This window comes from Gordonia sp. NPDC003422 (assembly GCF_053588675.1).
In genome coordinates, this window is the sequence record NZ_JBSFQL010000011.1 from 116,370 (window position 1) to 140,898 (window position 24,529).

Annotated in this window: 17 protein-coding genes; 9 read left to right on the forward strand and 8 right to left on the reverse strand. The window is 66.1% G+C overall.

The features are described from left to right. The first annotated feature begins 38 nt into the window (after nucleotides 1-38). Entirely contained in the window at nucleotides 39-1,610 is a 1,572-nt protein-coding gene (locus tag ACWDTF_RS11730) for an AMP-binding protein (protein WP_449754413.1), read from the forward strand. Between the two features lie 151 nt (nucleotides 1,611-1,761). Here ACWDTF_RS11730 and ACWDTF_RS11735 read toward each other — a convergent pair whose 3' ends face one another. Next, nucleotides 1,762-2,373 carry a pyridoxamine 5'-phosphate oxidase family protein gene (locus ACWDTF_RS11735; RefSeq protein WP_449754414.1) on the reverse strand — a complete coding sequence of 204 codons (612 nt, stop codon included), beginning with the start codon at nucleotides 2,371-2,373 and terminating at the stop codon, nucleotides 1,762-1,764. 128 nt (nucleotides 2,374-2,501) lie between these two features. Between ACWDTF_RS11735 and ACWDTF_RS11740 the strand changes: the two genes are divergently transcribed. Continuing rightward, on the forward strand, nucleotides 2,502-3,059 hold the full coding sequence (locus ACWDTF_RS11740; protein ID WP_240857451.1) for a mycothiol transferase: 558 nt from the start codon (nucleotides 2,502-2,504) through the stop codon (nucleotides 3,057-3,059). Between the two features lie 168 nt (nucleotides 3,060-3,227). On the opposite strand, the gene ACWDTF_RS11745 is transcribed toward ACWDTF_RS11740, so the two are convergent. After that, nucleotides 3,228-3,515 carry an FmdB family zinc ribbon protein gene (locus ACWDTF_RS11745; protein ID WP_240857452.1) on the reverse strand — a complete coding sequence of 96 codons (288 nt, stop codon included), beginning with the start codon at nucleotides 3,513-3,515 and terminating at the stop codon, nucleotides 3,228-3,230. Between the two features lie 119 nt (nucleotides 3,516-3,634). Between ACWDTF_RS11745 and fmdA the strand changes: the two genes are divergently transcribed. Next, nucleotides 3,635-4,894 (forward strand): formamidase, encoded by a 1,260-nt coding sequence (gene fmdA / locus ACWDTF_RS11750; RefSeq protein WP_449754415.1) that lies wholly within the window; start codon nucleotides 3,635-3,637, stop codon nucleotides 4,892-4,894. Between the two features lies 1 nt (nucleotide 4,895). On the opposite strand, the gene ACWDTF_RS11755 is transcribed toward fmdA, so the two are convergent. Beyond that, nucleotides 4,896-6,428, reverse strand: a complete 1,533-nt coding sequence (locus ACWDTF_RS11755; RefSeq protein ID WP_449754416.1) for a molybdopterin-dependent oxidoreductase — start codon at nucleotides 6,426-6,428, stop codon at nucleotides 4,896-4,898. Nucleotides 6,429-6,603: 175 nt separating this feature from the next. Here ACWDTF_RS11755 and ACWDTF_RS11760 point away from each other — a divergent pair, with 175 nt between their 5' ends. Next, a complete protein-coding gene (locus tag ACWDTF_RS11760) occupies nucleotides 6,604-7,263 on the forward strand; it encodes a fasciclin domain-containing protein (RefSeq protein ID WP_449754417.1) in 660 nt (219 codons plus the stop codon). On the opposite strand, the gene ACWDTF_RS11765 is transcribed toward ACWDTF_RS11760, so the two are convergent. Further along, complete coding sequence (locus ACWDTF_RS11765) at nucleotides 7,224-9,476, reverse strand: molybdopterin-containing oxidoreductase family protein (RefSeq protein ID WP_449754418.1); 2,253 nt, start codon at nucleotides 9,474-9,476, stop codon at nucleotides 7,224-7,226. The two genes, ACWDTF_RS11760 and ACWDTF_RS11765, sit on opposite strands and share 40 nt — an antisense overlap. A gap of 135 nt (nucleotides 9,477-9,611) precedes the next feature. On the opposite strand from ACWDTF_RS11765, the gene ACWDTF_RS11770 reads away from it, so the two are divergent. The 4 genes from ACWDTF_RS11770 (at nucleotide 9,612) to ACWDTF_RS11785 (ending at nucleotide 16,626) form a co-directional block, all read left to right on the forward strand. Then, on the forward strand, nucleotides 9,612-11,099 hold the full coding sequence (locus tag ACWDTF_RS11770; protein WP_449754419.1) for a flavin-containing monooxygenase: 1,488 nt from the start codon (nucleotides 9,612-9,614) through the stop codon (nucleotides 11,097-11,099). Nucleotides 11,100-11,862: 763 nt separating this feature from the next. Beyond that, nucleotides 11,863-13,107: an alpha-hydroxy acid oxidase gene (locus ACWDTF_RS11775; protein ID WP_449754420.1), complete on the forward strand. Its 1,245-nt coding sequence runs from the start codon at nucleotides 11,863-11,865 to the stop codon at nucleotides 13,105-13,107. A gap of 520 nt (nucleotides 13,108-13,627) precedes the next feature. Beyond that, nucleotides 13,628-15,064, forward strand: a complete 1,437-nt coding sequence (locus tag ACWDTF_RS11780) for a DUF6777 domain-containing protein (protein ID WP_449754421.1) — start codon at nucleotides 13,628-13,630, stop codon at nucleotides 15,062-15,064. Nucleotides 15,065-15,237: 173 nt separating this feature from the next. Beyond that, complete coding sequence (locus ACWDTF_RS11785; protein WP_449754422.1) at nucleotides 15,238-16,626, forward strand: DUF6777 domain-containing protein; 1,389 nt, start codon at nucleotides 15,238-15,240, stop codon at nucleotides 16,624-16,626. A gap of 164 nt (nucleotides 16,627-16,790) precedes the next feature. Here the strand turns inward: ACWDTF_RS11785 and ACWDTF_RS11790 are convergent, their stop codons facing one another. Further along, on the reverse strand, nucleotides 16,791-18,287 hold the full coding sequence (locus ACWDTF_RS11790; protein ID WP_355276510.1) for a flavin-containing monooxygenase: 1,497 nt from the start codon (nucleotides 18,285-18,287) through the stop codon (nucleotides 16,791-16,793). A gap of 141 nt (nucleotides 18,288-18,428) precedes the next feature. On the opposite strand from ACWDTF_RS11790, the gene ACWDTF_RS11795 reads away from it, so the two are divergent. Beyond that, nucleotides 18,429-19,637 (forward strand): PucR family transcriptional regulator, encoded by a 1,209-nt coding sequence (locus ACWDTF_RS11795; protein ID WP_240857461.1) that lies wholly within the window; start codon nucleotides 18,429-18,431, stop codon nucleotides 19,635-19,637. A gap of 313 nt (nucleotides 19,638-19,950) precedes the next feature. On the opposite strand, the gene ACWDTF_RS11800 is transcribed toward ACWDTF_RS11795, so the two are convergent. From ACWDTF_RS11800 to ACWDTF_RS11810, 3 genes are all read right to left on the reverse strand, one after another. After that, complete coding sequence (locus tag ACWDTF_RS11800; protein WP_449754423.1) at nucleotides 19,951-22,545, reverse strand: LuxR C-terminal-related transcriptional regulator; 2,595 nt, start codon at nucleotides 22,543-22,545, stop codon at nucleotides 19,951-19,953. Between the two features lie 63 nt (nucleotides 22,546-22,608). Next, nucleotides 22,609-23,148 (reverse strand): dihydrofolate reductase family protein, encoded by a 540-nt coding sequence (locus ACWDTF_RS11805; protein ID WP_449754424.1) that lies wholly within the window; start codon nucleotides 23,146-23,148, stop codon nucleotides 22,609-22,611. Between the two features lie 82 nt (nucleotides 23,149-23,230). Continuing rightward, nucleotides 23,231-23,917, reverse strand: a complete 687-nt coding sequence (locus ACWDTF_RS11810) for a hypothetical protein (RefSeq protein ID WP_449754425.1) — start codon at nucleotides 23,915-23,917, stop codon at nucleotides 23,231-23,233. Nucleotides 23,918-24,529: the final 612 nt, after the last annotated feature.

The following is a 24,529-nucleotide window of genomic DNA, read 5'->3' on the forward strand; positions in this document are numbered from 1 at the left end:
CTGTGACTCAGCTTACTGCCCTGATCTGGAGGTCGACGATGACACAAACCGCCACCACTCCCCTGGAAACGGTGACCGGATGGTTGGAGATGTACGGCGCCGGCGACGCCAACGCGGCGCACCTCCTCGTCGACCGCCACGATCCGACGGCCGTCGCGTTCACCACCATCGACGTCGATGACGCCGGCAACCCTCTGACCAGCGATATCACCTACGGTGAGCTTGCCGATCAGTCGAAACGCTTCGCGTCGGCTCTGGCCGAGATGGGCGTCGGACGAGGCGACACGGTCGGCGTTCTCATGGGCAAGCGGACCGAACTCGTCGTCGCGCTTCTGGCCATCGCGCGCCTCGGCGCGGTCTACATCCCGCTGTTCACCGCGTTCGCGACACCGGCCATCGAGATGCGGTTGCGGGCGGGCAACGCGTCGGTCGTCGTCACCGAACCGAGCCAGGCGAGCAAGCTCGACGGTCTCGACGGGATCACGACCGTGGTCGCAGGCGAGCAGTTCGACGGGCTCGTCACCGACAGCGCCCCCATCGAGGAGTCGGTCGCGGTCGGCGGCGACGGCGCGCTGATCCTGCTCTTCACCAGCGGTACGACGGGCGCACCCAAGGGCGTTCCGGTGCCGGTCAAGGCGCTGGCGTCGTTCGTCACCTACATGCACTACGGCCTCGACGTGTCGGCCGACGACGTGTTCTGGAATGCCGCCGACCCGGGCTGGGCGTACGGCCTGTACTACGGGGTGCTCGGTCCGCTCGCGATCGGCCGACCCAACCTGCTGCTGCACGCCGGCTTCTCCGCCGACCTCACCGCCCGCATCCTCACCGACCTCGAGGTCACCAACTTCGCGGCCGCCCCGACCGTCTATCGGACGCTCAGCAAGGACCCGAAGATCGACGGTTTCGCGCTGCGCCGGGCGTCGTCGGCCGGTGAGCCGTTGACGCCCGACGTGATCGAGTGGGCGAAGACGGCGCTCGGCACCGAGGTGCGCGACCACTACGGACAGACCGAGCACGGCATGTTCATCAACAATCACTGGCACGACGACGTCCGCGAGCCGCTCATCCCGGGCTCGATGGGTAAACCGATGCCGGGCTTCGCCGCGGGGATCGTCGAGGGCCAGATCGCGATCGACGTCCCGGCCAGCCCGCTGATGTGGTTCACCGGTTACCTCGACGCCCCGGAGAAGACCGCCGCCCGATTCACCGAGGACAAGCGGTGGTACCTGACCGGTGACACCGGCCGAGTGGATCCAGAAGGTTCGGACACGGCAGGTTATTACTTCTTCACCGCCCGCGACGACGACGTGATCATCATGGCCGGCTACCGCATCGGACCGTTCGACGTGGAGAGCGTCCTCATCACCCACCCGTCGGTGATCGACGTCGCGGTGGTCGGACGCCCGGATCAGTTGCGCGGCGAGGTTCTCGAGGCGTTCGTCGTGCTCGCCGACGGTATGGCCGGCACCGACGAGCTGGAAACCGAACTGCAGCAACTGGTCAAAACCGAGTTCGCCGCACACGCCTACCCGCGGACGGTCCACTTCGTCGATTCACTGCCCAAGACCCCGAGCGGCAAGATTCAGCGGTTCATTCTGCGTAAGAAGTGAAGTCTCGCTGATCGAGCCGACACCGAGCCCCCTGGGGCGAGGCGTCGTGTCGAGATCCGCCGGATCGAGCCGACACCGAGCGCAGCGAGGCGTCGTGTCGAGATCCGCCGGATCGAGCCGACACCGAGCGCAGCGAGGCGTCGTGTCGAGATCACACCAACCGCCGCACCGACTCCGGCACTTCGCCATCCGAGTAGCCGATCGGTTCGTCGAACACGGTTCGGACCGGTACGACGCCGGTCCATCCGTCGACGTCGACCCCGGGTCCGCCGGTGCGCGCCTTGGCCAGCCACTGACCGTCGACGATGGGCAGTCGCAGGGTGATGGTTGCGGCGATCTCCTTGGCTGTGGCGGCGGGGACTTCGGCAACGCGGCCGGGAATCATCTTGTCGGACATCATCTCCAGGACGTGGCGCGAGTCGTCGACCTTTACGCAGGTGCCTCGCACCACCGCCGACCGGTAGTTCGCGGAGTGGTTGAACAGCGTGTCGGCGATGACGATCCCGTCGAGTACGAACACCGTGAACGCGACGGGCGCACCAGCGGCGATGTGTCGGAGCAGTCCGGCTCCGGATGAGCCGTGCAGGAGGATGTCGTCGCCGTCGCGGGCGAACAGCATCGGCACCGACCAGGGCAGACGGTCGACGACGGTGGACAGGGTGCCGACCCGTGCCTCGTCGAGCACGCTGTCGAGGACTTCGCGGTCACCCGCACGGTCGGGTTTGCGTGTGAGGGCGACCAGCGGATCCGGGTGTGAGTGCATGCGGCAATGGTGGGCGCTGCAGGGTTCTCGCTCAAGGCATTTTCACGCGCTCGAGAATTGCGGACTGAAGCTGTCCGCAAAACGCCATAGCGTCGTTCTCAATCACCCCCACCACGAAAGAGGACATCATGGCCGGCACGTACACACCCGTTGAGTTGACCGTCACCGTGGACGGCGAGCGCGAGGACATCCTGACTCTCCTCGCAGATCAGCGCGCACTCTTCCGCGTCACACTCCGTGGACTCACCGACGATCAGGCCCGCACGAAGAGCACCGTCAGCGCGCTGACCCTCGGCGGACTCCTCAAGCACCTCGCGATGGGTGAGCGGGCGGCGGTCGGCGTGATCACCGAGCGCGACGAGAACGCCGAGTTCGACATGGAGGCAGCAGCTTTCGCCTATGAGCTGCTGCCGGACGAGACCGTGGAGTACTGGCTCGCCGAATACGAAGCTGCCGCCGAAGCATACGACCGTCTCGTCGCGGAAGCCGACAGCCTTGACGAGCTGATCCCGCAGCCGACCGCGCCGTGGCAGCCGGAGCGCGAGTGGTGGTCGATCCGCCGGATGGTGCTGCACAACCTGCGCGAGACCGCCCACCACAGCGGTCATGCCGACATCATCCGCGAGGCCCTCGACGGGCAGAGCACGATGGCCGCCATCTCCGAGGGAGCGGACTGGGCGGAATAGCCCTACTCCCGCCGGCTAGGTGCCTCCCCGATGGCTGAGGTGCGAGCCTGCGAGCCTCGAAGCCCCTGGCGAGTTGCCATTGTTGTCTCACCAGGCCTTCGAGGCTCGTCGCTATCGCTCCTCGCACCTCAGGCAGCGGGGAAAGGGTTCGCACCTCAGGAGCGGGGGCTAGGGGCGGGGTAGCTTGCGGTGCAACGGATTCGACGACGCCGGAGCCCCCCGCCCCGACGACGACGGAACAATGCTCACCACGTGGGGACGGTCCGCGGTGGCTCGCGTGGCGTCCTGAGCGCGCATGCCTGCGGTGTTGCCGACCCCCAATGCCGGCGCCCCGATCACCCGCCGGGCTCTCGCCGCGCACAGCGGACATTCGATGGCGTCGGGCACCTGCGCCATCGAATGCTGCTGTGTGATGTCGTCGCATCCGGCGGCGCAGCGGAACACGTAGGTGGGCACGCACTCAGGCTACGGTCGGTATCGCAGTCGCGCTGACGGAACGTGCCGAGGCGCATACCGTGGCAAGCACACCTCATGAAGTAGCGCTCGCTCGATCTGCCGTTCAGTCAGGAGCCGACATGCCCGAGTTGTTGTACCCGCTGGATTCGACCAAGAGCTTCACCGATCAGGCCCTCGTGGGGCACAACCGCTGGCACCCCGACATCCCACCCGTGGTGACCGTGAAACCCGGTGACACGTTCCGGGCGCACTGCCGCGAGTGGTTCGACGGCGCCATCCACAACGACGACTCCGCCGAGGACATCCTCAACGCACCGCTCAACAACGTGCACACCCTCTCCGGTCCGTTCGCCATCGAGGGCGCCGAACCCGGTGATCTGCTGATCGTCGACATCCTCGACGTCGGACCGATCCCGCAGGAGGATTCGGGTCCGCTGGCCGGCCAGGGGTGGGGCTACACAGGCATCTTCGCGACACAGAACGGCGGTGGCTTCCTCACCGAGCAGTTCCCCGACGCGTACAAGGCCATCTGGGATTTCAGCGGCCAGAGCGCGACGTCTCGGCACGTGCCACATGTGAAGTACACGGGCATCGTGCATCCGGGCCTGATGGGTACCGCACCGTCGCCCGGCCTCTTGGCCACGTGGAACGCCCGGGAAGGCGCGCTCATCGCCACCGACCCCGATCGGGTTCCTCCTCTGGCATTGCCGCCCGAGCCCGACGGCGCCATCCTCGGTTCACTCACCGGCGACGAGTTCGCCCGTGTCGCCGGCGAGGCGGCCCGCACAGCACCGCCGCGCGAGAACGGCGGCAACCAGGACATCAAGAACCTCACCAAGGGCACGCGCGTCTTCTACCCGGTGTTCGTACCGGGAGCCAACCTCTCGTTCGGGGATCTGCACTTCTCCCAGGGCGACGGCGAGATCACCTTCTGCGGTGCGATCGAGATGGGCGGGTTCATGGACCTGCACGTCGATCTCATCAAGGGCGGCATGGAAACCTACGGCGTCAGCGAGAACGCCATCTTCCTGCCCGGCAACACCGACCCGCAATACTCGGAGTGGATCGCGTTCAGCGGAACGTCGGTCACCCTCGACGGCGAACAGCGCTACCTGGATTCGGACCTCTCGTATCAGCGCGCATGCCTGCACGCCATCGATTACCTCACCAAGTTCGGATACAGCCGCGAGCAGGCCTACCTGTTGCTCGGTTCCGCACCGATCGAAGGACGACTGTCGGGGGTCGTCGACATCCCCAACTCCTGTGCGACGGTGTACATTCCGACCGCGATCTTCGACTTCCCGGTGGCACCGTCGAAAGACGGGCCGGTCCGCATCGATCCGGGGATGGGAGCGCCGACGGCGTCGTTCTCCAGCTGATCTATCCGATCCGCAGCACCCGACTGTGCCAGCCGGTGGCGCCGTCGGGGATCGGTGCGACGCGCCGCTCGGGCTGCACGGCACCGGTCGCATCGGTGGCCCGACAGTAGAGCGTGTGCTGCCCCGGGGTGGCGTCCCACGTCCAATGCCATTGCCGCCATGTGTCTGTCGAGTACTCGGTGGCCAGCGTCGCCTGCCGCCACGGACCGTCGTCGACGCGCACCTCGACGGCGCGGATTCCGCGGTGCTGCGCCCAGGCCGTACCCGCGACCACCACCGGTCCGGGCGGTGAGGTCGACAACGGGGCCGGGCGGTCGATGCGCGAGGCGGTCTTGATCGGCGCCTGCTCACCCCATCCTCGCTTGATCCAGTAGGCCGACGCCCTGTCGAATCGAGTTATCTCCCAGTCGATCACCCATTTGCACGCGGAGACGAAGCCATACAATCCGGGAACCACCTGCCGCACGGGGTAGCCGTGTTCCAGTGGCAGCGGCTCCCCGTTCATGCCGACGACGAGCAATGCATCACGACCATCGGTGACCGCAGAGAGCGGAGTCCCCGACGTCCAACCGTCGACGCTGGTCGACAACAGCATGTCGGCGTCGGGCCGAATTCCGGCTCGCGACAATATGTCCCGCATCGGATAGCCCAGCCAGCGCGCATTTCCGGCGAGGTCGCCGCCGACCTCGTTGGAGACACACGTCAGCGTGATGATGCGCTCCACCGCCGGGATGTCCATGAGGTCGTCCCACGTGAGCGTCAACTCCTCGTCGACCATCCCGTGCACGCGCAACTGCCAGTCGTCGGTGCTGAGCTGCGGCACCTGTAGCGCGGTGTCGATGCGGTAGAAGGCGGCGTTGCTGGTGCGGAAGGGCGTGACACCGGGAATCGGTAGATCGGTGCCGTCCGGGATCACCGGACTCGGCGATGCTGCCGTCGGGAGTCGCAGCCTCGCCCGCTCACGCAACACACCACCCGCCTCGGCAACCTGACGGGCCACCACGGCGGCCGCCCCGGCCGCGACCACCAGCAGACCCACGACGCCGACGAACTTGCGGCGCGACCACTCCGGCTTCCCGGTCTCGTCGCCTTCTGTTGTCGCGCTTCGGCCGCCCCGGCACAGCACCACGAGGACGATCACCGCGACGACACCTGCCACGACGGACGGGATCGCGTATGTCAGGTGGGCGGTCGGCCGTGTCATGGCCGCTACGACACCCACCGCGCCGAAACACGCGACCACCAGCGCACCCAGCGGCGGCCGGCGTGCTTGCAACACCCCGGCCGCGACCGTGATGAGCAGGATTCCGATCGCCATACCCACCAGTAGTGCCGTCTTGTCGGCGGTGCCGAAGCGTTCGATCGCGAACTCCCGCGCCCAGGCCGGTGAGTGGTCGACGAGAAACGCGCCCACCGCCCGATAGGGCGAGGCGAACGGCGATATCGCCGTGGCGACCAACTCGCCGACGGCCAGTCCAACGCCGGTGGCCGCCACCCCGGAAATCGCTGCTCTGACGTGCTTTTCGCGATCCATCCGAACTGCTGCCTCTCATCGAAGACAATGCCCGCGGTAGGCGAGCTGTCAGAGAGTCATTCGCGCCACGGCGTCTCGCGGATTGGCTCCGCACCCATCCGGGACCGGCCCCGCCGCGAATGACCTATGAGGACGGCCACTCGGCCGGCTCTATTGCCTACAGATTGGACCGATCATGGCCACCACAAGAGTTCCCCGGATCGCCGTTGCCCTGACGGGACTCGCGCTGGCTGCCGGGGTTGTCGCCGGTTGTTCCAGCGACACCGATTCCAGCAGTTCGAGTATGACGTCGGGCATTAGCTCGATGCCCGGAATGAGCAGTGGGACAATGGCTCCGGCTGCCGGACCGGTAGGACCCGGCTGCGCTGCCTATGCCTCGGCCAACCCGAGCGGCCCCGGTTCGGTCGACGGCATGGCGACCGCACCCGTGGCGACCGCCGCTGCCGCCAATCCCGAACTGAGCACTCTCACCCAGGCGCTGTCGGGACAGCTGAATCCACAGGTGAACCTGGTGGATACGCTCAACAACGGTCAGTACACGGTCTTCGCGCCGACCAACGCCGCGTTCGCCGCACTACCTCCGGCGACCCTTGAGCAACTCAAGACCGACTCGGCGATGCTCACCAAAATCCTGACCTACCACGTGGTTTCGGGTCAGGCAGCACCCGACGCGGTGGTCGGCACTCACAAGACGCTAGAAGGTCAGGACGTGACCGTCACCGGCACGCCTGAGGCCCTCAAGGTCAACACCGCCAGCGTTGTCTGCGGTGGCGTGAAGACCGCGAACGCGCAGGTCTACATGATCGACGCAGTGCTGACGCCGCCGGCTTCCTGATCGGCAGCGCTGCGCTCCTGCTTGATCCCCGTCACCTCGATCGGCACCCCGGTCATGTTCGCCATGCCCGCGAGCCGTTCGAGGTCGGCGGGGTCGGAGGAGATGAGCGCGTTGACATTGGCGCCACCGGAGCCCAGCTCGTTTCCGGCAGCAGCATTGGCCTGGGTCCAACCGCCGGAACCGTTGTGTCCCCAGCCATGTGGGATCGCGACCACGCCCGGTTTGATGTCGTCGGTGAGCATCACCGGCAGCGAGATACGACCGTGACGTGATGCGACGGTGACGAGTTCACCCTCGGCGATCCCGCGTTCGGCGGCATCACGTGAGTGCATACGAGCGGCATGCTTCCGACCACCCCGCAACAGAAGCGGTGCGTTGTGCTGCCAACTGTTCTCCGACCGGATCTCGCGCATCCCGATGAGCCGCAACGGGAATTCCGGTAGCACCGACGGTTGGATGCGGTCGAGCTCGGCCAGCAACTCGGGCGCGTCGAGCCGGATCTTGCGGTCGCGGAAGGTGATGATCTTCGACAGCTGCCCGGGTGCCAGATTGTCGGCGACCACCACGCCGTGCGGGTGGTCCTCGACCAGCCGCCGGTACGTGAGGCCGCCGCGTCGAAGTCCAAAGCGATTGCCGCCCATTCCGATTCGGACCACGAGATCGGAGACACGACGTGGGGTGGTCGGGATACCCAAACGCTTCGACACCACATTGCCGGCGTGCATCAGCCCGATCAGTGGATTGCGTCGCGCGAGTACCGCGATCAGTTCGTTGATCACCGTCCACTCCTCGCGGGCCTCGCCCTGCGGCGGTATGACCGCCTCGGTGGCCTGCTTGAACGGCGTGGTGAACAGCATCTGGAACGGCAGCAAGAAGTCGGACCGTTCGTACATCGTGGTCGCGGGCAAAATGTAATCGGCGTGCGCGTTGGTCTCGTTGCGATAGATGTCCAGCGACACCATCAGGTCCAGTTCGTCAAGCGCCGAACGCAATTCGTCGCCATTGGGCACCGAGAGCACCGGGTTGCCCGCGCTGACGAACAGCGCACGAAGCTGCCCCGCGCCGCCGGTGGTGATCTCCTTGGCCATCACCGACGCCGGAGCCGTGCCGAGCACCTGGGGCAGGTCGCCCACCCGGCTGCGTCGTCCGGCGTAGGCGAAGCTCGAGATACGCTGCAGCGCAGCCACACCCAGTCGTTGGCCAGGAATGCCCAGGTCCCCGAACATCGACCCGCCGACCACGTCGAGATTGCCGGCCACCAGATTCACCATGTCGAGAAGCGCCGTGGTCAGGGTCCCGGTCCGCCCGAGTGACGTGCCGATACGTCCATAGACGGCGGCCCGTTCGGTCGTCACGAATGCGTGAGCGATCTCCCGCACCCGCTCGGCGGGGATGTCGGTGTGCGCGGCGGTCTCCTCCGGCGGATACTGCGCAACAATCGACTTCCACTCGTCCAACCCCCTGGTGCGTTTGCGCAGGAATGTCTCGTCGGCGAGCCCGTCGTCGAACATCACGTGCAGCAACGACAGCAGGAACAGTGCGTCGGTGTCGGGAGTGATGGGCAGCCAGTCGAATTCGCGTGCCGTCTCTGTGTGCCGGGGGTCGAGGACGGTGACCGTGCCGCCGCGCTTGGTGATCGCCCGCAGGCCGTCACGGATACGCGGTGAACTCATCACACTGCCGTGCGACACAATGGGATTCGCTCCGATCACCAACAGATAGTCGACGCGGTTGATGTCCGGGATGGGCGCCGCCACCGGGTTACCGTAGAGGAAGTGGCTGGCGACGAACCGGTTGTTCACGTCCTGGGAGCCGGCGGAGTACACGTGCTGCGTGCCGAGCAGCGACATGAATACACCCGTCCACAGGGTGTGACCGGTGGAGAAGGTCGCCGGGTTGCCGAAGTACCAGCCGATGGACTTGCTGCCGTGCCGTCGCTGGACATCGACCAACCGCTCACCGATCTCGCCGAGCGCGGTCTCCCACGAGATCTGGTCGAACCCGCCGTCGGACCGTCGTCGCAGCGGGTGGCGCACCCGGTCGGGGTCGTTGACGATCTCGGTGAACGCGATGCCCTTGGGGCAGGCGAATCCCTTGGAGAGTGGATGCTCCTTGTCGGGTCGCAGCGCGATCAGCTTGTCGTCCTCGACCGTCGCGATCATCCCGCACAGCGGCTCGCAGATCCGGCAGTAGGTGGGCTTGTCCTCCCGCATGGGCACTCCCTGGTCGGCGTTGGAGTTGTCGGCGATGGATCTCCAGCCGGGCTGCGGCTGTGATTCCGTTCACATCTGAGCACAAGTGTTGCATGATGACAGGGCCTGATGCGAACGCTGCCAAGGAGGTCTCGAGTGACCGAAACCAACCCCGACGTCACTGCCGTCTCTGACGTCACAGCGGACACCGACGTCATCATCATCGGCGCCGGGTTGTCGGGTATCGATTGCGCCTACCGGTTGCGCGAGGAGAACCCGGACGTCGAGTACACGATCCTGGAACGACGCAGCGGGATGGGTGGCACGTGGGATTTGTTTCGCTACCCCGGCGTCCGGTCAGACAGCGACATCTACACCCTGAGCTATCCGTTCGAGCCGTGGCGCAAACCCAATGCCCTGGCCGACGGTGAGGACATCCGGCACTACATCGAGCACACCGCCCGTAAGTTCGGCATCGACCGCCACATCCGGTTCGACCGGCACGTCGTGTCCGCGGACTGGGATTCGACCGTCGACAAGTGGACCCTGGCGGTCAAGAACGGCGACGGGTCGTCGGAGACCTATCGCTGCCGGTTCGTCATCTTCGCGACCGGCTACTACAACTACGACGACCCGTACACACCGGTGTTCGCCGGCTCCGACGAGTTCACCGGGCAGATCGTGCATCCCCAGCATTGGCCCGAAGATCTCGACTACGCGGGCAAGAAGGTGGTGGTCATCGGAAGCGGTGCGACCGCCGTCAGCCTCGTCCCACCGTTGGCCCGCGACGCGGAACACGTGGTGATGCTGCAGCGCTCGCCCAGCTACATCTTCTCGTCCAAGCAGAAGCAGTACTTCGCACCCGCCGTGCGAAAGGTGTTGCCGGCCAAGGCCGCACATCAGGTCGTGCGGGCGCGGTACGCCGCGCAGACGGCGGCGATCGTGCATCTGACGCATCGGTTCCCGAAGCTGGGACGCAAGATGATCCGCTCCAACGTCGCGAAGAACCTGCCCGAGGATTACCCGATCGACGTGCACTTCAACCCGCGCTACAACCCGTGGGATCAGCGGATGTGCATGGTGCCCGACGCGGATCTGTTCGAGGACATCAAGAGCGGTGCAGCCGAGATGGTCACCGACCACATCGATCGTTTCGACGCCACCGGCATCACGCTGACGTCGGGCCGGCACCTCGACGCCGACATCATCGTCACCGCCACCGGCCTGGAACTGCAGGGCTTCGGCGGCACGAAAATTCGCGTCGACGGCGCCGAGATCAAGCCGCACGATCGCTTCGTCTTCAAGAGCCACCTGCTCGAGGACGTCCCCAATCTGGCCTGGTCGGTGGGCTACACCAACGCGTCGTGGACACTGCGCGCCGACATGACCGCGCGATCGGTGGCCGATTTGATCAAGTACATGCGCGATCACGGCTACACAAACGCTCATCCGCATCTCGGCGACGAATCGATGCCGTCGAAGCCACTCTGGGATCTGACGGCGGGCTATGTCCAGCGTTCACCCGAGGCGCTGCCCAAGTCGGGAACACACGGGCACTGGCAGGTGCGTCACAACTACTACCGCGACGCCATCGACCATCGGCTCGACAAGGTCGAGGAAGGCATGGTCTTCGGGCGGGTCTGAACTATCAGAGCCGCACTGCTTGTGTCTTAGATCCTCGTGTGAAAGCGTGAGTCGAAGTTCACCATCGCGAACTGGCGGCGGTGCTTCATACACACTCATCGGGGGTTGAGGTGCGCGCTGTCGGGGGCAGGGCCTTAGGAGCACGCGGGCTCGACGGCAACAATGTGCTGCACGTCCAGGGGGTGTACCAACGCGGCGACGGTGGTTGGTACATCTGCGGGCTGGGCTAGAAGTGGCACCGCGGTGGCCAATCATTGTGACTGCGGTTGCAGGCGTGATGATCGCTTTCATCACCTACACACTCACACGTGAAGCACTCTGCGCTCTGATGAACATCAGTCGATACCCGGAATCGTGGCAGTGGTGGATCGCGGCCTTGCTTCCTGTCGTAGGAGGTGTCGCATTGTGGGTAGCAGTCAGCGTGCTTCGCCCCTATCCACGCGCCATCTTGCGGGCCGGACTCGTTGGGTACAGCACCCTCAGTGCCGCTGTCGCGGTCTTCACTTATTTCTATTACAGCCCGCTCTGAGCTCACGCCGAGAACCACTGCACTGACGCGGAATGTGGTCGCGTTCGCAGATCCGACCATCGAGCAGTCGCTGTTTCTAGCCTGGCCGCGCAACACTTGGTCGACAGCGACCTGCAGCATCTACGCTCGCTGGTAGCCACCCGTTTCCCCGCAGCAGTACCATCCACGAACTACCCGAGAGCTTGCCGGCGCGACCATCGCGGCAACCCCCAGCTCGGCAGAGAGGGTCTGACCATGGAACGTCGAATCCCCAAGGTGCGCGACCTCGCACCGCTGATGCAGTTCAAGAAGCCGGAGTTCAACGCCAAGAAACGGCGGCTCGACGCGGCGCTGACCATCGAAGATCTCCGCAAGATCGCCAAGCGTCGCACACCGAAGGCCGCCTTCGACTACACCGACGGCTCGGCAGAGGCCGAACTGTCGATCGAACGCGCACGACAAGCGTTCCGCGACATCGAGTTTCACCCCGCGATCCTGCGCGACGTGGCCAAGGTGGACACCAACTGCACCATCGCGGGCGGTCGGAGCGAACTCCCGTTCGGCATCGCGCCCACCGGCTTCACCCGGATGATGCAGACCGAGGGCGAGTATGCGGGCGCCCGAGCCGCCGCGCGGGCCGGCATCCCGTTCTCGCTGTCCACCATGGGCACGGCGTCGATCGAAGACGTGAAGGACGCAAACCCATCGGGCCGCAACTGGTTTCAGCTCTACATGTGGAAAGACCGGGACCGCTCGATGGCCCTCGTCGACCGCGCGGCGAAAGCCGGCTACGACACCTTGCTCGCGACGGTCGACGTCCCGGTCGCCGGAGCCCGGCTGCGCGACAAGCGCAACGGCATGTCGATCCCGCCCGCGCTGACGTTCGGCACGGTCATCAACGCGCTCCCCCGGCCACAGTGGTGGATCGACTTCCTCACCACCGAACCACTCGCCTTCGCGTCGCTGGATCGGTGGTCGGGGACGGTCGCCGAACTGTTGGACTCCATGTTCGATCCCACCGTCACCTTCGACGACCTCGCCTGGATCAAGTCCCAGTGGCCGGGGAAGCTGGTGGTCAAAGGCATCCAGACGCTCGACGACGCGAAGGCCGTGGTCGACCTCGGCGTCGACGGTATCGTGCTGTCGAATCACGGCGGCCGTCAGCTCGACCGCGCGCCCATCCCGTTCCACCTGCTGCCCAGCGTTGCCGCCGAACTCAGTGGGCGCACCGAGATCATCTTGGACACCGGGATCATGTCGGGCGCCGACATCGTCGCCGCAATCGCGCTCGGCGCCGACTTCACGCTCGTCGGCCGCGCCTATCTGTACGGACTGATGGCCGGTGGCGAGGCGGGTGTGGATCGGATGATCGCCATCCTGACCGAACAGATCGAACGGACCATGCGGTTGCTCGGCGTCGCAACGCTCGACGACCTGAACCCCGGGCACGTCACCCAGCTGATGCGGCTCATCCCGCGGACCGACGCCGCTCGATATTGACTAGCCGAAGAGGCTGGTGGTCACCGCGCTGAACTGGGGAAATAGAACCAGCCGCGGTTGGCTCAGGGAGGTGCTGCCGACACTCTGTGTCCTGTCGGAGAGTCTGTGTGCTGCAGCACCCAGTTGACCCGGTTCGACACAGGGTGTGGCCAGGCCACGTGCCAGGAATCGAGTTCGGTTGGAGCCGGTTGTCGCGAGCCGACTGCCCGAGTCCGCGCTCTTCCCGCCTCCATGATCGGCGACGACGTCGGCGGGTGGGTCGCTGACTCGAAGCGCTTCCCTCCCTGAGCTGAGGCACCCCTCCACTGGCTACGGATCGCGCCCGCGGGGTGGGGAACCGCAAGAGTGGATCCTGTGTATATCGCTCCCCGGAGCTGCGACGTTACGCGGTTGTAGTCCGTTCGGGTGTTTTTGCGATCAATGCGCCGAACTGGGCCGATACGGGTTGCCCGATCCCACTCGGCGCCACAATACTGAGTTCTCACGTGTGCGCGAGTCGGTCCCAAGGAGTGTGTTCTCGATGTCGTACTACCCGCCGGGCCCACCGACGTCACCCTCGGGCGCATTCACCGGACCGATGCCGACGCCGCCGCGCAATCGACGGGCACTGACCTTTGTGCTGTCGGCCATCGTCGTGGTTCTGGCGTTGGTGCTCGCGGCCGGCGTCGTTCTCGTCGTCAAGGCCCGTGACGGAAGCATCCAGATCCCCGGACTCACACTCACCTCCGCCGAGGACCGCGGCGTCGACCCGTTCACCACCGCAGTCGCCGTCGCCAAGCCGTCGTCGCTGGGGAACGTCAAGCTCTCGGCGCAGGTCGGGTATCCGACTCAGGGCACGGTGACGGTCAACGGTTCGCAGCCCGGGCTCTATGGCGTCTACCCCGCCGAGACCGGTGCGTCGTCGATCCCCAACCAGCTGTCGCGCCAGTACGCAGCCAAGCCCGCGGCAGGCCGCGCGTTCGGTAAGGCCAACGGCATCAGCGAGGCCGCGGTGCCCTACTACCTGAACACCCTCACCCCGGTGGTGCTGACCCGCGACACCTGGGTCACCGATCACCGCTACGCCAACGAATCGGCATCGCCCTATCAGGCGGTACTCGAGGCCGGTACGTGCGTGCTGGTCGACCCGGCCGGGGTCCCGCGCGTCCGCTGCATCAGCGGCAGTCCGCTCGGGCCGCCCGCGGCCGCACCCGTCGGCGGCTACCGCCTCGAGGGCAACAGGTGGGACGGGTACGAGACCGAACGGGTCACCCGCATCTGCTACCAGAATCAGTACGTCACCACGATCAACAACACGACGACGATCATCGAACGCCCCGCTCCCGGCCCGCAGAATGGCCCGCGCCGCGGCGTGCTCGAGGTCGTCGACGTGCGGACGGGCATCGTGGCGCCCCGACCGGTCGGCGGCGGCGTCGACCTCTATGGGCTGCCCCCCTTGCCGGCTCCACTTCCCGACCCCTTCGTCGCCAACACCCCCTTCATCGCCACGGACGAGGCACAGGCCAGAGACAACGGCCTCGCTCGCCCGGGCAGCCCGCTTCCCGCGACCGAGGTCACCGAACGGGCCACCGCGAACCGCGGAGTTCCGGAAGGTGCACCGGAGTCCGAGACGAGCGCGGCGCGGTCGAGTTCCTTCGAGGTGACCAGCACGCCGGGTGGCCTCGAGTCCACCGCTGTGTCGACGACGACGTCGGTGCCCGCGTTCCCGCGCGGACCGCTGACGACTCCGACAACGACCACGACGGAGACCACAACTCCGACGACTACCACCGAAACCACAACGCCCACAACGACGGTCGAGACCACCACACCTACCACGACCATCGAGACCACAACGCCCACCACAACCGAGACCACCACCACGGAAACAACCACCACCGAGACGACGACCACCGAAACCACAACCGAGACCACCACGACGGAAACGACGACCACCACGACTGAACCGGTGTCCTAGCGACAAGCGCGCCGGCGGACGGGATCGTCCGCCGTCGTTCGATCGGTGTAGATCGACTCCTCATGTCGGTTCATGATCCGACATCCGATTGCCCGTCGGCACACCTCGCCCCGATACTCGAAGCACGAACACTTGCCCCGCGGCGAGCGCCGCAGGCCGTAGGAGCGTGCCGAATGTCGTACTACTCGCCGCCTGGTCCACCGACCTACCCACCGGGGCCCTACAGCGGAGCCCAGCCCGCTGCTCCTCGTCCTCGCCGCGGTCTCACCTACGCCCTGGCTGCCATAGTGGTGGTACTGGCCCTCGTGCTCGTGGCGGGATTCATCTTCGTCACCAAGTCCAAGGACGACAACTTCACGATTCCCGGCCTCACACTCACTTCTGCGAATGAACCCGGCATCGATCCGTTCACCACACCGGCCAACGTGGCTCAACGGACATCGCTCGACAAGGTGCGTCTGTCGGCACAGGTGGGCGCACCCAAGGACGGCACCAGGCAGGTGAACGGCACCCAGCCTGGCCTCTACGCCCGCGGTGGACCGACCTGCGACACGAATGCGTTGGCACGCAACCTGACTGCCGATCAGAGGGCGGCGACAGCATGGGCCGGCGTCTTCGGGATCCGCACATCGTCGATTCCGCACTACTTGAACACCCTGTCGTCGGTGTCACTGACCGCGGACACCTGGGTCACCGACCACGCGTACAAGGACGGCAGCGCTCGGCCATATCAGGCGGTCCTGCAAAACGGTACGTCCGTACTCATCGACAGTGCCGGTGTTCCCCGCGTACGCTGCGCGGGCGGCAACCCCCTGACCCCGCCCGCCGAAACCCCGGTCGGCGGTTACCGACTCGAAGGCAGACAGTGGGAGGAATACCAGACCAAACTGGTCACCCGCGTCTGCCCCAACGATCGTCGCGTCGACACGGTCGACAACAAGCCGATGATCGTGCCCGTCCCGCCACCACCACCGCCCGGACCCGACGGCAATCAGCTGTCCGGGCAAGGCTTCTTGACGCTCGTCGACCCGCTGACGGGCAACACATACGGTCTCTACCTCCGACCCGAGATCAACGACATCTCCCTCTACCCTCCGCTGGAGGAGACTCTGCCGGACCCCATCCGCATCAACGTTCCGTTCGTGCCCGCCGACGAGGAGCAAGCTCGCGACAACGGCCTGGCGCGAGCGGGCAGCCCGTTGCCCGCCGACCATCTCCTCAGGGTCGCATCGGAGCAGCAGAATGTGCCGCAGGGCGCCCCCGATTCCGAGTCGAGCGAGCCGAACCAATCATCTTCGGAGTCAACCGAACCCAACCCCTCAGACATCTCGACCGAACCATCACCGTCAGAGGTCTCCACGGAACCGTCGACCGAACCCACCACCACGACGGAAGCGACCACTACGACCACCACGACCGAACCGACCGTCGAACAGACAACAGAGCAGACCACCGTGGAGACGACCCAGCCGACAACCGAACCGACCGTCGAACAGACGACTCAGCCGGAGGCGGTGCCCGAGGACACCGGTGCGGTCACCACAACGGCACCGGCGTCTTAGTGGTCCTGTCCACAAATTCGCCGGGTGTCTTCGGCGTTCGATGGACGACTGGCTGCGTTGTCGTCGGTCACGATAGCGCCGCTATCGCTCCCTCCTCCGCCTTGCCAGCCGTCCATCGCTCCACCGAATACCCGGTCGAATTTCTGAACAGCACCACTTAGCGGTCACACGGATACCGCAGGTGCCGCGTACTGCGCGGTGGTGGTGAAACGCAGGTTATCGTCGACGAGTTCGCCACTGCGCAAACGACGTTGGTCCTCGTAGTAGTTCATCGACATCGTCCACGGACCCTCGATACCCTGCTTGGGCAGGTCGGCGAGCGCTCGCTTGACGTAGCCGGCGGCGAAGTCGAGTACCGGCTTGGTCTCCATCGCGGGGTCGGCCTCGGCGCGGACGGCGGCGTAGCCGTGTTCGTCCATGTAGCCGATCAGTTTGCACAGGTACTCGCAGAGCAGGCCGACCTTGAGGGTCCACGACGAATTGGTGTAGCCGATCGCCATCGCGAGGTTGGGCACGCCGTCGAGCATCAGCCCGCGGTAGACGACGTGGTCGGGCAGCGCGACCGGCTCACCGTCGACGCTCAGTTCCATTCCGCCGAGCAGTTGCAGGTTGAGACCCGTTGCGGTGACAATGATGTCGGCCTCGAGTTCGCGGCCACTCTCCAACAGGATGCCGTTCTCGGTGAAGGTCGCGATGCGGTCGGTCACCACCGACGTCTTGCCCTCGCGGATCGTCTTGAACAGGTCGCCGTTGGGCACCGCGCACAGACGCTGATCCCATGGGTCGTAGGGCGGGTTGAAGTGCTCGTCGACCGGGAATCCCGCCGGCAGGAACTTGGCGTTCACCGAGCGGATGACCCGCCGTGCGGCCTTCGGAAACCGTTGGCAGAACGTGAAAACGAGTCTCTGCTGCGCGATGTTCTTACGTCGCGCCCACTGATAACCGCGCTCGTCGCCGAGCAGTCGGCGCAGGGTGTTCGCGATCGCATCCTCGCGGGGAATCGGCATGATGTACGACGGCGTGCGTTGCAGCATCGTCACATGCCCGGCCTGCTCGGCCATCGCCGGCAGCAACGTGACAGCTGTTGCGCCACTTCCGATCACCACGACCCGCTTCCCGGAGTACTCGAGATCCTCCGGCCAGTGCTGTGGGTGGATGATCTGTCCGCGGAACCGGTCCCGCCCTTCGAAATGCGGGGTGAACCCCTCGTCGTAGCGGTAATAGCCTGAGCCACAGAAGATCCAGCTCGCCTTGATCTGGATCCGCGCGTTGTCCTCGGACCGGTCGATCTCGACCGTCCACTGCGATTCGTCCGACGACCACGCCGCCGACACAACTCGATGGCCGTACCGAATGTGCTCGGAGAGACCGTCCTCGTCGATCGCCTCGTGCAGATACGACAGAATCCGCGGCGCGTCGGCGATGGACTGCTTGTCTCGCCACGGCTTGAACTCGTACCCGAACGTGTGGAGATCGCTGTCGGAGCGGATGCCGGGGTAGCGGAACAGGTCCCAGGTGCCGCCCGCGGCGTCGCGCGCCTCGATGATCGTGAAGGTCTTCGACGGCAGTTCGGTGGTCAGGTAGTGCCCCGCGCCGATGCCGGAGATGCCGGCGCCGATCACGAGAACATCGACCGTGTCGACCGGGTTGCTGGTGGGCACTGGATTTGTTGTTGGCACTGGATCTGTTGTTGGCACTGTGCCTCCTTGGGCTGGCTGTTGCGTCCACAATCCCCTCGGGCGACACCAATAGCCAGTGACAGAACGCACCAGAATCGGTCCCATGAGGTGCATAATGACCACATGGTGAGCGACTGGCCACAGGTATCGGCCGCCGTGGGAGATGTGATCCGCCAGGGCTCCCAGCTGGTGCTCAACGCGCGCGACGATTGGGTGTCCGCCATGCACGACGCCGCGCTGGGCAGTGTTCGGATGGCCGCCGTGGCCGAGGACCCCGTGCTCGCCGAGGGCACCCGGCGGACCAACCTGGCCAACATCATGCACTGGGCCGCCGCCAATGTGTCGAGGCCCGGCGAACGGGTGTCGGTGAACATGACGCCGGAGATCGTGAACGCGACCCGCGATCTCGTCCGGCGCGGCCTCGACGAGTCCGCGCTCGATTCGTTCCGGACCGCGCAAAGCGTCGCCTGGCAGTTGTGGATGGAGATCTGCTTCGGGCTCACCGACGACACAAAGGTGCTGCATGAGCTGTTGAGCGTGACCTCGAGGTCGATCTCCACCTTCATCGACGACACCGTCGAGGCGATGACCAAGAGCATGGCCGCCGAACGCGCCGACCTCGCGCGCGGCACGCACGCGCAGCGTCGCACCACCGTGGCATTGCTCCTCGAAGGCGCGCCGATCCCCCGGGCTCGCGCCGAAGCGCAACTCGGCTATCGGCTGTCCGGCCGGCACACCGCCGTCGTGCTGTGGTCCGACGGACCCGACCCGGCGGCCGAACTCGAGGCGGCAGCCGCGGACCTCGGCCGGGTGACCGACCGATTCGGGCTGTCGGTCATCGCCAGTGCGTCGTCGTGGTGGTTGTGGCTGCCGACCGACTCGTCGTCGATCCCCGACCGACTCGATGCACATCCCACGATCGGCATGGCGATGGGCCGAACCGGCAACGACGTCGAAGGCTTCCGTACCAGTCACTTTCAGGCGCTGACAGTTCAGCGTGTGCTCTCGCGTATGACGTCCGGACGTCGGATTGCACGGTTCGACGACGTACGGCTGGTCTCACTGCTCGACACCGACCGGCCCGCCGTCGACGAGTTCGTGACCGATGTCCTCGGCGACCTCCACCAAGCACCGCGCGAACTCCAGGCCACCCTCCGCACGTGGATTGGTCTGCAGTGCAACACAGTTCGGACCGCACAGGAGACGTATACGCACCGCAACACCATCGTCCGCCGACTCGCCCGCGCCGAGAGTCTGCTACCGAGGCCCCTCACCGAGAATCTCGTCGACGTCGCCGTGTGCCTGGAAGTCCTCGAGTGGCGAGGCAAGTGAGGCTGAGCAGCTCACCCCCGCCTGAGGTGCGAGTACCCACCGCCCGCCGGCTGAGGCGCGAGCTCGCGAGCCTCGAAGCCCCTGGTGAGCGAACATCGTTGTCTCACCAGGCCTTCGAGGCTCGTCGCTAGCGCTCCTCACACCTCAGGCAGCGGTAGGGATTCCACCCCCGCCGGCTAGCGCTCCTCACACCTCAGGCAGCGGTAGGGATTCCACCCCCGCCGGCTAGCGCTCCTCACACCTCAGGCAGCGGTGGGGATTCCACCCCCGCCGGCTTGCGCTCCTCGCACCTCAGCTCAGGGAGCAGTTGGGATCAGCGCGCGCGAACGCGCTCGGCCAGGCCGGCGCGGTCGGGCACGTCGACCTTCATGCATGCCCGGTAGATGTGGCCCTCCACGGTTCGCGTCGACAACGTGAGGCGCTCGCCGATCTCGCGGTTCGACAGACCCGCAGCAACGAGATTCGCGATTTCGCGCTCACGCGGCGTCAGCGGAAGCGGATCGGCCATGGCGGTGAGCGCCGGTGTCGTCAAGCCCCCGCACTCGGCAGCGAGCCGATAAGCGGCCGAGGCACTGCGCGTCGAGGCTCGGTTGTCGCCGGCCGCCGCATAGAACACCGCCGCTTGCGCCGCCGAGTCGGCGGCGCAGGCGAGTGCCCCGGTGGTCTCGAACTCCGCAGAGCAAAGCTCCAGTGCCGCAGCATCTCTTGATTCGACGGCGACCGCGTGCCGCACATATGCCTGCACGAGTTCGCCGTCGATGGACGCAGCGAGCTTCGCCAGTGGCTTGGCCGCGTCGGTGTCGCCCAGGCGAGCCGCCGCATGCAGGGCCTCGGCCGCCACGCTGCGTTGGGTGGACGCAGCAGCGAAGTCGGCGGTCTCGTGCGCCACGCAGATCGCTTCGGAGACTTGTCCTTCGGCGGCGGCGAGCCACACTCCGGCCAGCCGCAGAAGTGGCTCGAACACGGCGACGTGCGGACGCAGATCCTTGCGAACAGCGTCGGCCAGCGCCCGCGACTCGTCGATCTCGCCGAGCTGCGCGAGTACGGTCGCCAATGCCATTCGCGCCGGAAATCCCCATGCGGACATGACATCCGAGGCCATGGCGGCGGTGGCTTGCCGTAATGTCGCCGCCGCCCGATCCAACCGTCCTTGCGCCGCCTCGACGACGCCGGTGAAGGTCTGCGCCATGCCCCAGGCCAGATACTGGCCGGGACTCGAGAACTCGGCGTAGCTCGCGGCGAACTCGCGCGCTCGAGCGAGCCGGCCCGCATAGACCAGCGCCTGCAGTTCACCGAACACCGCCGAATACCGCACCAACCCGTCCATGCTCGGCGGGATCTCGACCGCCCGCGCGATCGCGAACACCTCGTCGGCCTCACCCATCAAGCACAGCGAGCGCTCGGCCGCGAACGCCGCCCAGTACGACGCAGCCGGGATGGCGGCGTCGTTGCCCAACACCTTTCGAGCGCGTTCTGCGGCGGCCACCAGGTTGTTGGCCTGCATGTCGCGCACTGCGGCAGCGGCATCCACCATGTCGACCAGTGCCGGCGTGCTGATCCGCGCCTGCAGGAGGGCCAGCATCTCGTCGCCCCGCTCGCCGTCGCCCATGGCGAAGTCGAAGTTCCACAGACGTGTCATTCCCCAACGGAGAACATCGAGTTCGTCGAGCGTGTCCGGATCGATGGCGACCATCACCTGCTCGCCCTCGTCGGGGCGGCCCTGCCAGAGCAGCGCTCGCGCAAGGAGATCCGCCGCATCCAGTCCACCGCCCCGCTCGATGGCGGCCCGGGCGAACCGCTCTGCCGCAGCGACATCCGACAGCGCGATGGCGCTGCGCGCCGCGTCGAGCATGACCTTCTGATCGGTCTCCTGGTCGCTGTCGATTGCCAAGTCCGCCAGCCTGATTCGACCCTGACCAGACTTGGGCCTGCCGCGTTGCGCGAGTGCGGTCACGAGTTCGCCACGCAGGCGGCGGGCACGCAGACGACCGATGCGTCCGCGCACCACATCGCCGAGCAGCGGATGCGCAAACCGCGCCAACAGGACCCGGCCGTCCTGGGTGATCCGGATCAGCCCACGCCGCTCGGCCTCTTCGACCTCTGCCTCGCCGGCAACCTCGACCAGCAGGTCGACCTCGATGGGCTCACAGAGGCTTAGCAGATTGAGCGCGTTGGTCACGCCGTCGGGGAGAGCCGCGATACGACTTTCCAGCAACGACGCGAACTCCGTGGTGACCGAGGCGTTTCCGCGAAGCTGCCAGATCCCGCCCTCGCATCGCAGACTGCCCGATTCGCGGGCCCCGGTGACGAGGTGGTGCAGGAAGAGGGCGTTGCCGCCGGACGCCTTCCACATCAGCTCCGCCGAGAGTCCTTCCACCTGACCGCCAAGGGTCTGCTCGAGCAGGTCGATGCTCTGTTCGCGGGTGAACGCGTCGAGTTCGATCCGATCGAGGTAGCGGTCCTTCCACAGCGACATCACGGCGTCGGGCACCCGTTCACCGCTGCGAATGGTGGCGATGATGCGGGCATCCCCGTCGATCGCGAGCTGATGCAGCAGGGTTGCCGACAGTGGGTCGAGGAGATGCGCGTCGTCGACGCCGAGGATCACCTCACCCGCGTCGAGCAGCGATTCGCGTGCCGCGGAAAGGTAACCGACGGCGTCCTTGGCGGTCGACGGTGGTACGACCGGCGCGAAGGCGCCAAGCGGGATGGATCGCGCCGACTCACTACCGACCACCCATCGCACATTGGGGAGGGTTTCGGTGACCTGACGGGCGAGCGTCGTCTTGCCGACGCCGGCCGAACCGGTGAGGACGATGCCGCGGCTGTGACCGTCGCTCGTCAGCAGCGCATTTCGCGCGGCGTCGAACTCGACGCGACGCTCGACGAGGGCCCACGTTCCCGACACGGCCCAATCGTACGACCGTCAAGCGCTGGTGGGAACCGGTTATCCGACCGACCGGCACTCGCCTCAGTCGGCCGGACCGTAGGAGAGGTGCAGGACGCCGTTGTCGAAAACGTCGTGGTCCACCAGGCGCAGGCCCGTCTTGCTCATGTCCTCGAACAGTCGCGCGCCGGTGCCGAGCACAACCGGATAGACCAACAGATGCAGCTCGTCGACGAGGCCGTCGGCGAGCATTGCCCGCACGAGTGTCCCGCTGCCGCTGACGTAGAGGTTCTCGGCACTCTTGAGCTCGCGGATCCGGTCGGCGTCGTAGGTGCCGAGTACCTGCGAGTTCTGCCAGCTGTCGACCTCCGACGCGGAGGTCACCACGTACTTGGTGCTGTCGTTGAAGAACGGTGCACCCGGGTCTTCGTCGGCCGTCCGCGTCGACCACGCTGGGGCAAACATCTCAAAGGTGTTACGCCCCAGCAGAATTCCTGTGCACTCCGACATGAACGACGACAAGACCGCGCCCTGCGCCTCCGGAAATCCGTACGGCATGGTGAATCTCGGGTCTTCGAAGACACCGTCGAGACTGACGAACTCGTGAATGTGGATCTTGCCCATGATAATTGGCCTTTCGCTGTATCAAGGATGCGGAGCTACTCGCACAGTTCGACCCAGCGTGAGGGCAAAACTCATCGGTGACCTAGGCGGCCGCGGCAAGGAGGGGAAGCACCACCAGCAACAGCAGAAGTAAAACGAACGGGATCACGAACAGCGCGATCGCCGGGACGACGCCGTTATAGGGCTGCGGAGCCGGTCCGATCGAGCCGGGACTGAACACGAACACCGGCATCCGATACTCGAGCGGCACCACCTGACCAGGAGCCACGTTGATCGTTGTGTCGACCGGTCCCACCTTGGTCGGGATCAGGTACGGCGCATGGACATGCACGTGGTGCTGCCCGGGCGGCAGCGGGATGTTGTTGACGCCCCACTCACCGGTCGGATACTCGTGCCCGTCGATCGAGATCTTGGGTTTGATCAGGAAGAAGATCCACATCAGCGGGAAGAACTTCGCGTCCAGCGACAATCCCTGTCCGCCACCCGGCGCCGACTGGTGCTGGGGAGCCTGGTGTTGCGGTGCTTGGTGCTGCGGCGCTTGGTGTTGAGGAGCTTGGTGTTGAGGTGGCGGCTGGTGCTGCGCGGGCTGGTAGGCCGGTCGCGCCGGCGGAGCACCGTATCCCTGTGGCACGCCGCCGGGACCCTGCGGGTAACCCGGTGGCGGCCCGTATCCCGGTGGCGGCCCGTAACCCGGCTGGGGCGGGCGCGGACCCTGCTGGCCTGGCGGCGGATACTGCGGCTGTCCGAACGGCGGTTGTGGTGCATTCACGATCATCGACCCCTGATGTTCCCCGAAAGTTGGCTCGTCGAAGCACTGTAACCCGATAGGTGTACCGCGGTCGCCCCGCACTCATGCGTTTGAACACCCCCCTCGGTGACGACAGAACCCCGCCGGGCCGAAGCCAGACGGGGTTCATCATCGCGAAGATCGGGCGATCAGGTCACGCGAGCGCAGCGACGAGGCAGTGTCACTGCCAGACCCAGATCCACCGGCGGCCGCGCGGGTCCCAGCGACGGATGCGACGACGACGACGCGGGTGCGGCTGCGGGTGCCGGGGCTGCGGACCCTGCGGTTGCTGCGGGTGCTGAGGGTTGTGCGGGGGGTTCGGCATTGGACGCCCTTTCATCTCTGGTCTCGAACCGGCACGCCGGTTCTCCTGACAGCGATGACTCTGCACACCGAAGCTTGGGAGAACTTCCCGTCTTCCTGGGAGGTTGCTGGTCGTCCGTACCCGCCGGGATGGTCCCGCCAGCCAGCTGAGGCTCGTCGCACCTCGGGGAGCAGTAGGATTCCTGCAGGTCAGAGCGCTGGCCGCCAAACTCTCTCGGATCAGCGACCCACCCGCCGACGTCGTCGGCAATCGTGGAGGCGGGAAGAGTG

Excerpts from the sequence above, each read along its gene's own strand:
- ACWDTF_RS11785 (WP_449754422.1), top strand. The coding sequence starts at position 15,238 with ATGTCGTACTACTCGCCGCCTGGTCCACCGACCTACCCACCGGGGCCC.
- ACWDTF_RS11730 (WP_449754413.1), top strand. The coding sequence starts at position 39 with ATGACACAAACCGCCACCACTCCCCTGGAAACGGTGACCGGATGGTTG.
- ACWDTF_RS11755 (WP_449754416.1), bottom strand. The coding sequence starts at position 6,428 with ATGGATCGCGAAAAGCACGTCAGAGCAGCGATTTCCGGGGTGGCGGCC.
- ACWDTF_RS11780 (WP_449754421.1), top strand. The coding sequence starts at position 13,628 with ATGTCGTACTACCCGCCGGGCCCACCGACGTCACCCTCGGGCGCATTC.
- ACWDTF_RS11775 (WP_449754420.1), top strand. The coding sequence starts at position 11,863 with ATGGAACGTCGAATCCCCAAGGTGCGCGACCTCGCACCGCTGATGCAG.
- ACWDTF_RS11740 (WP_240857451.1), top strand. The coding sequence starts at position 2,502 with ATGGCCGGCACGTACACACCCGTTGAGTTGACCGTCACCGTGGACGGC.
- ACWDTF_RS11735 (WP_449754414.1), bottom strand. The coding sequence starts at position 2,373 with ATGCACTCACACCCGGATCCGCTGGTCGCCCTCACACGCAAACCCGAC.
- fmdA (WP_449754415.1), top strand. The coding sequence starts at position 3,635 with ATGCCCGAGTTGTTGTACCCGCTGGATTCGACCAAGAGCTTCACCGAT.
- ACWDTF_RS11805 (WP_449754424.1), bottom strand. The coding sequence starts at position 23,148 with ATGGGCAAGATCCACATTCACGAGTTCGTCAGTCTCGACGGTGTCTTC.
- ACWDTF_RS11765 (WP_449754418.1), bottom strand. The coding sequence starts at position 9,476 with ATGCGGGAGGACAAGCCCACCTACTGCCGGATCTGCGAGCCGCTGTGC.
- ACWDTF_RS11795 (WP_240857461.1), top strand. The coding sequence starts at position 18,429 with ATGGTGAGCGACTGGCCACAGGTATCGGCCGCCGTGGGAGATGTGATC.
- ACWDTF_RS11760 (WP_449754417.1), top strand. The coding sequence starts at position 6,604 with ATGGCCACCACAAGAGTTCCCCGGATCGCCGTTGCCCTGACGGGACTC.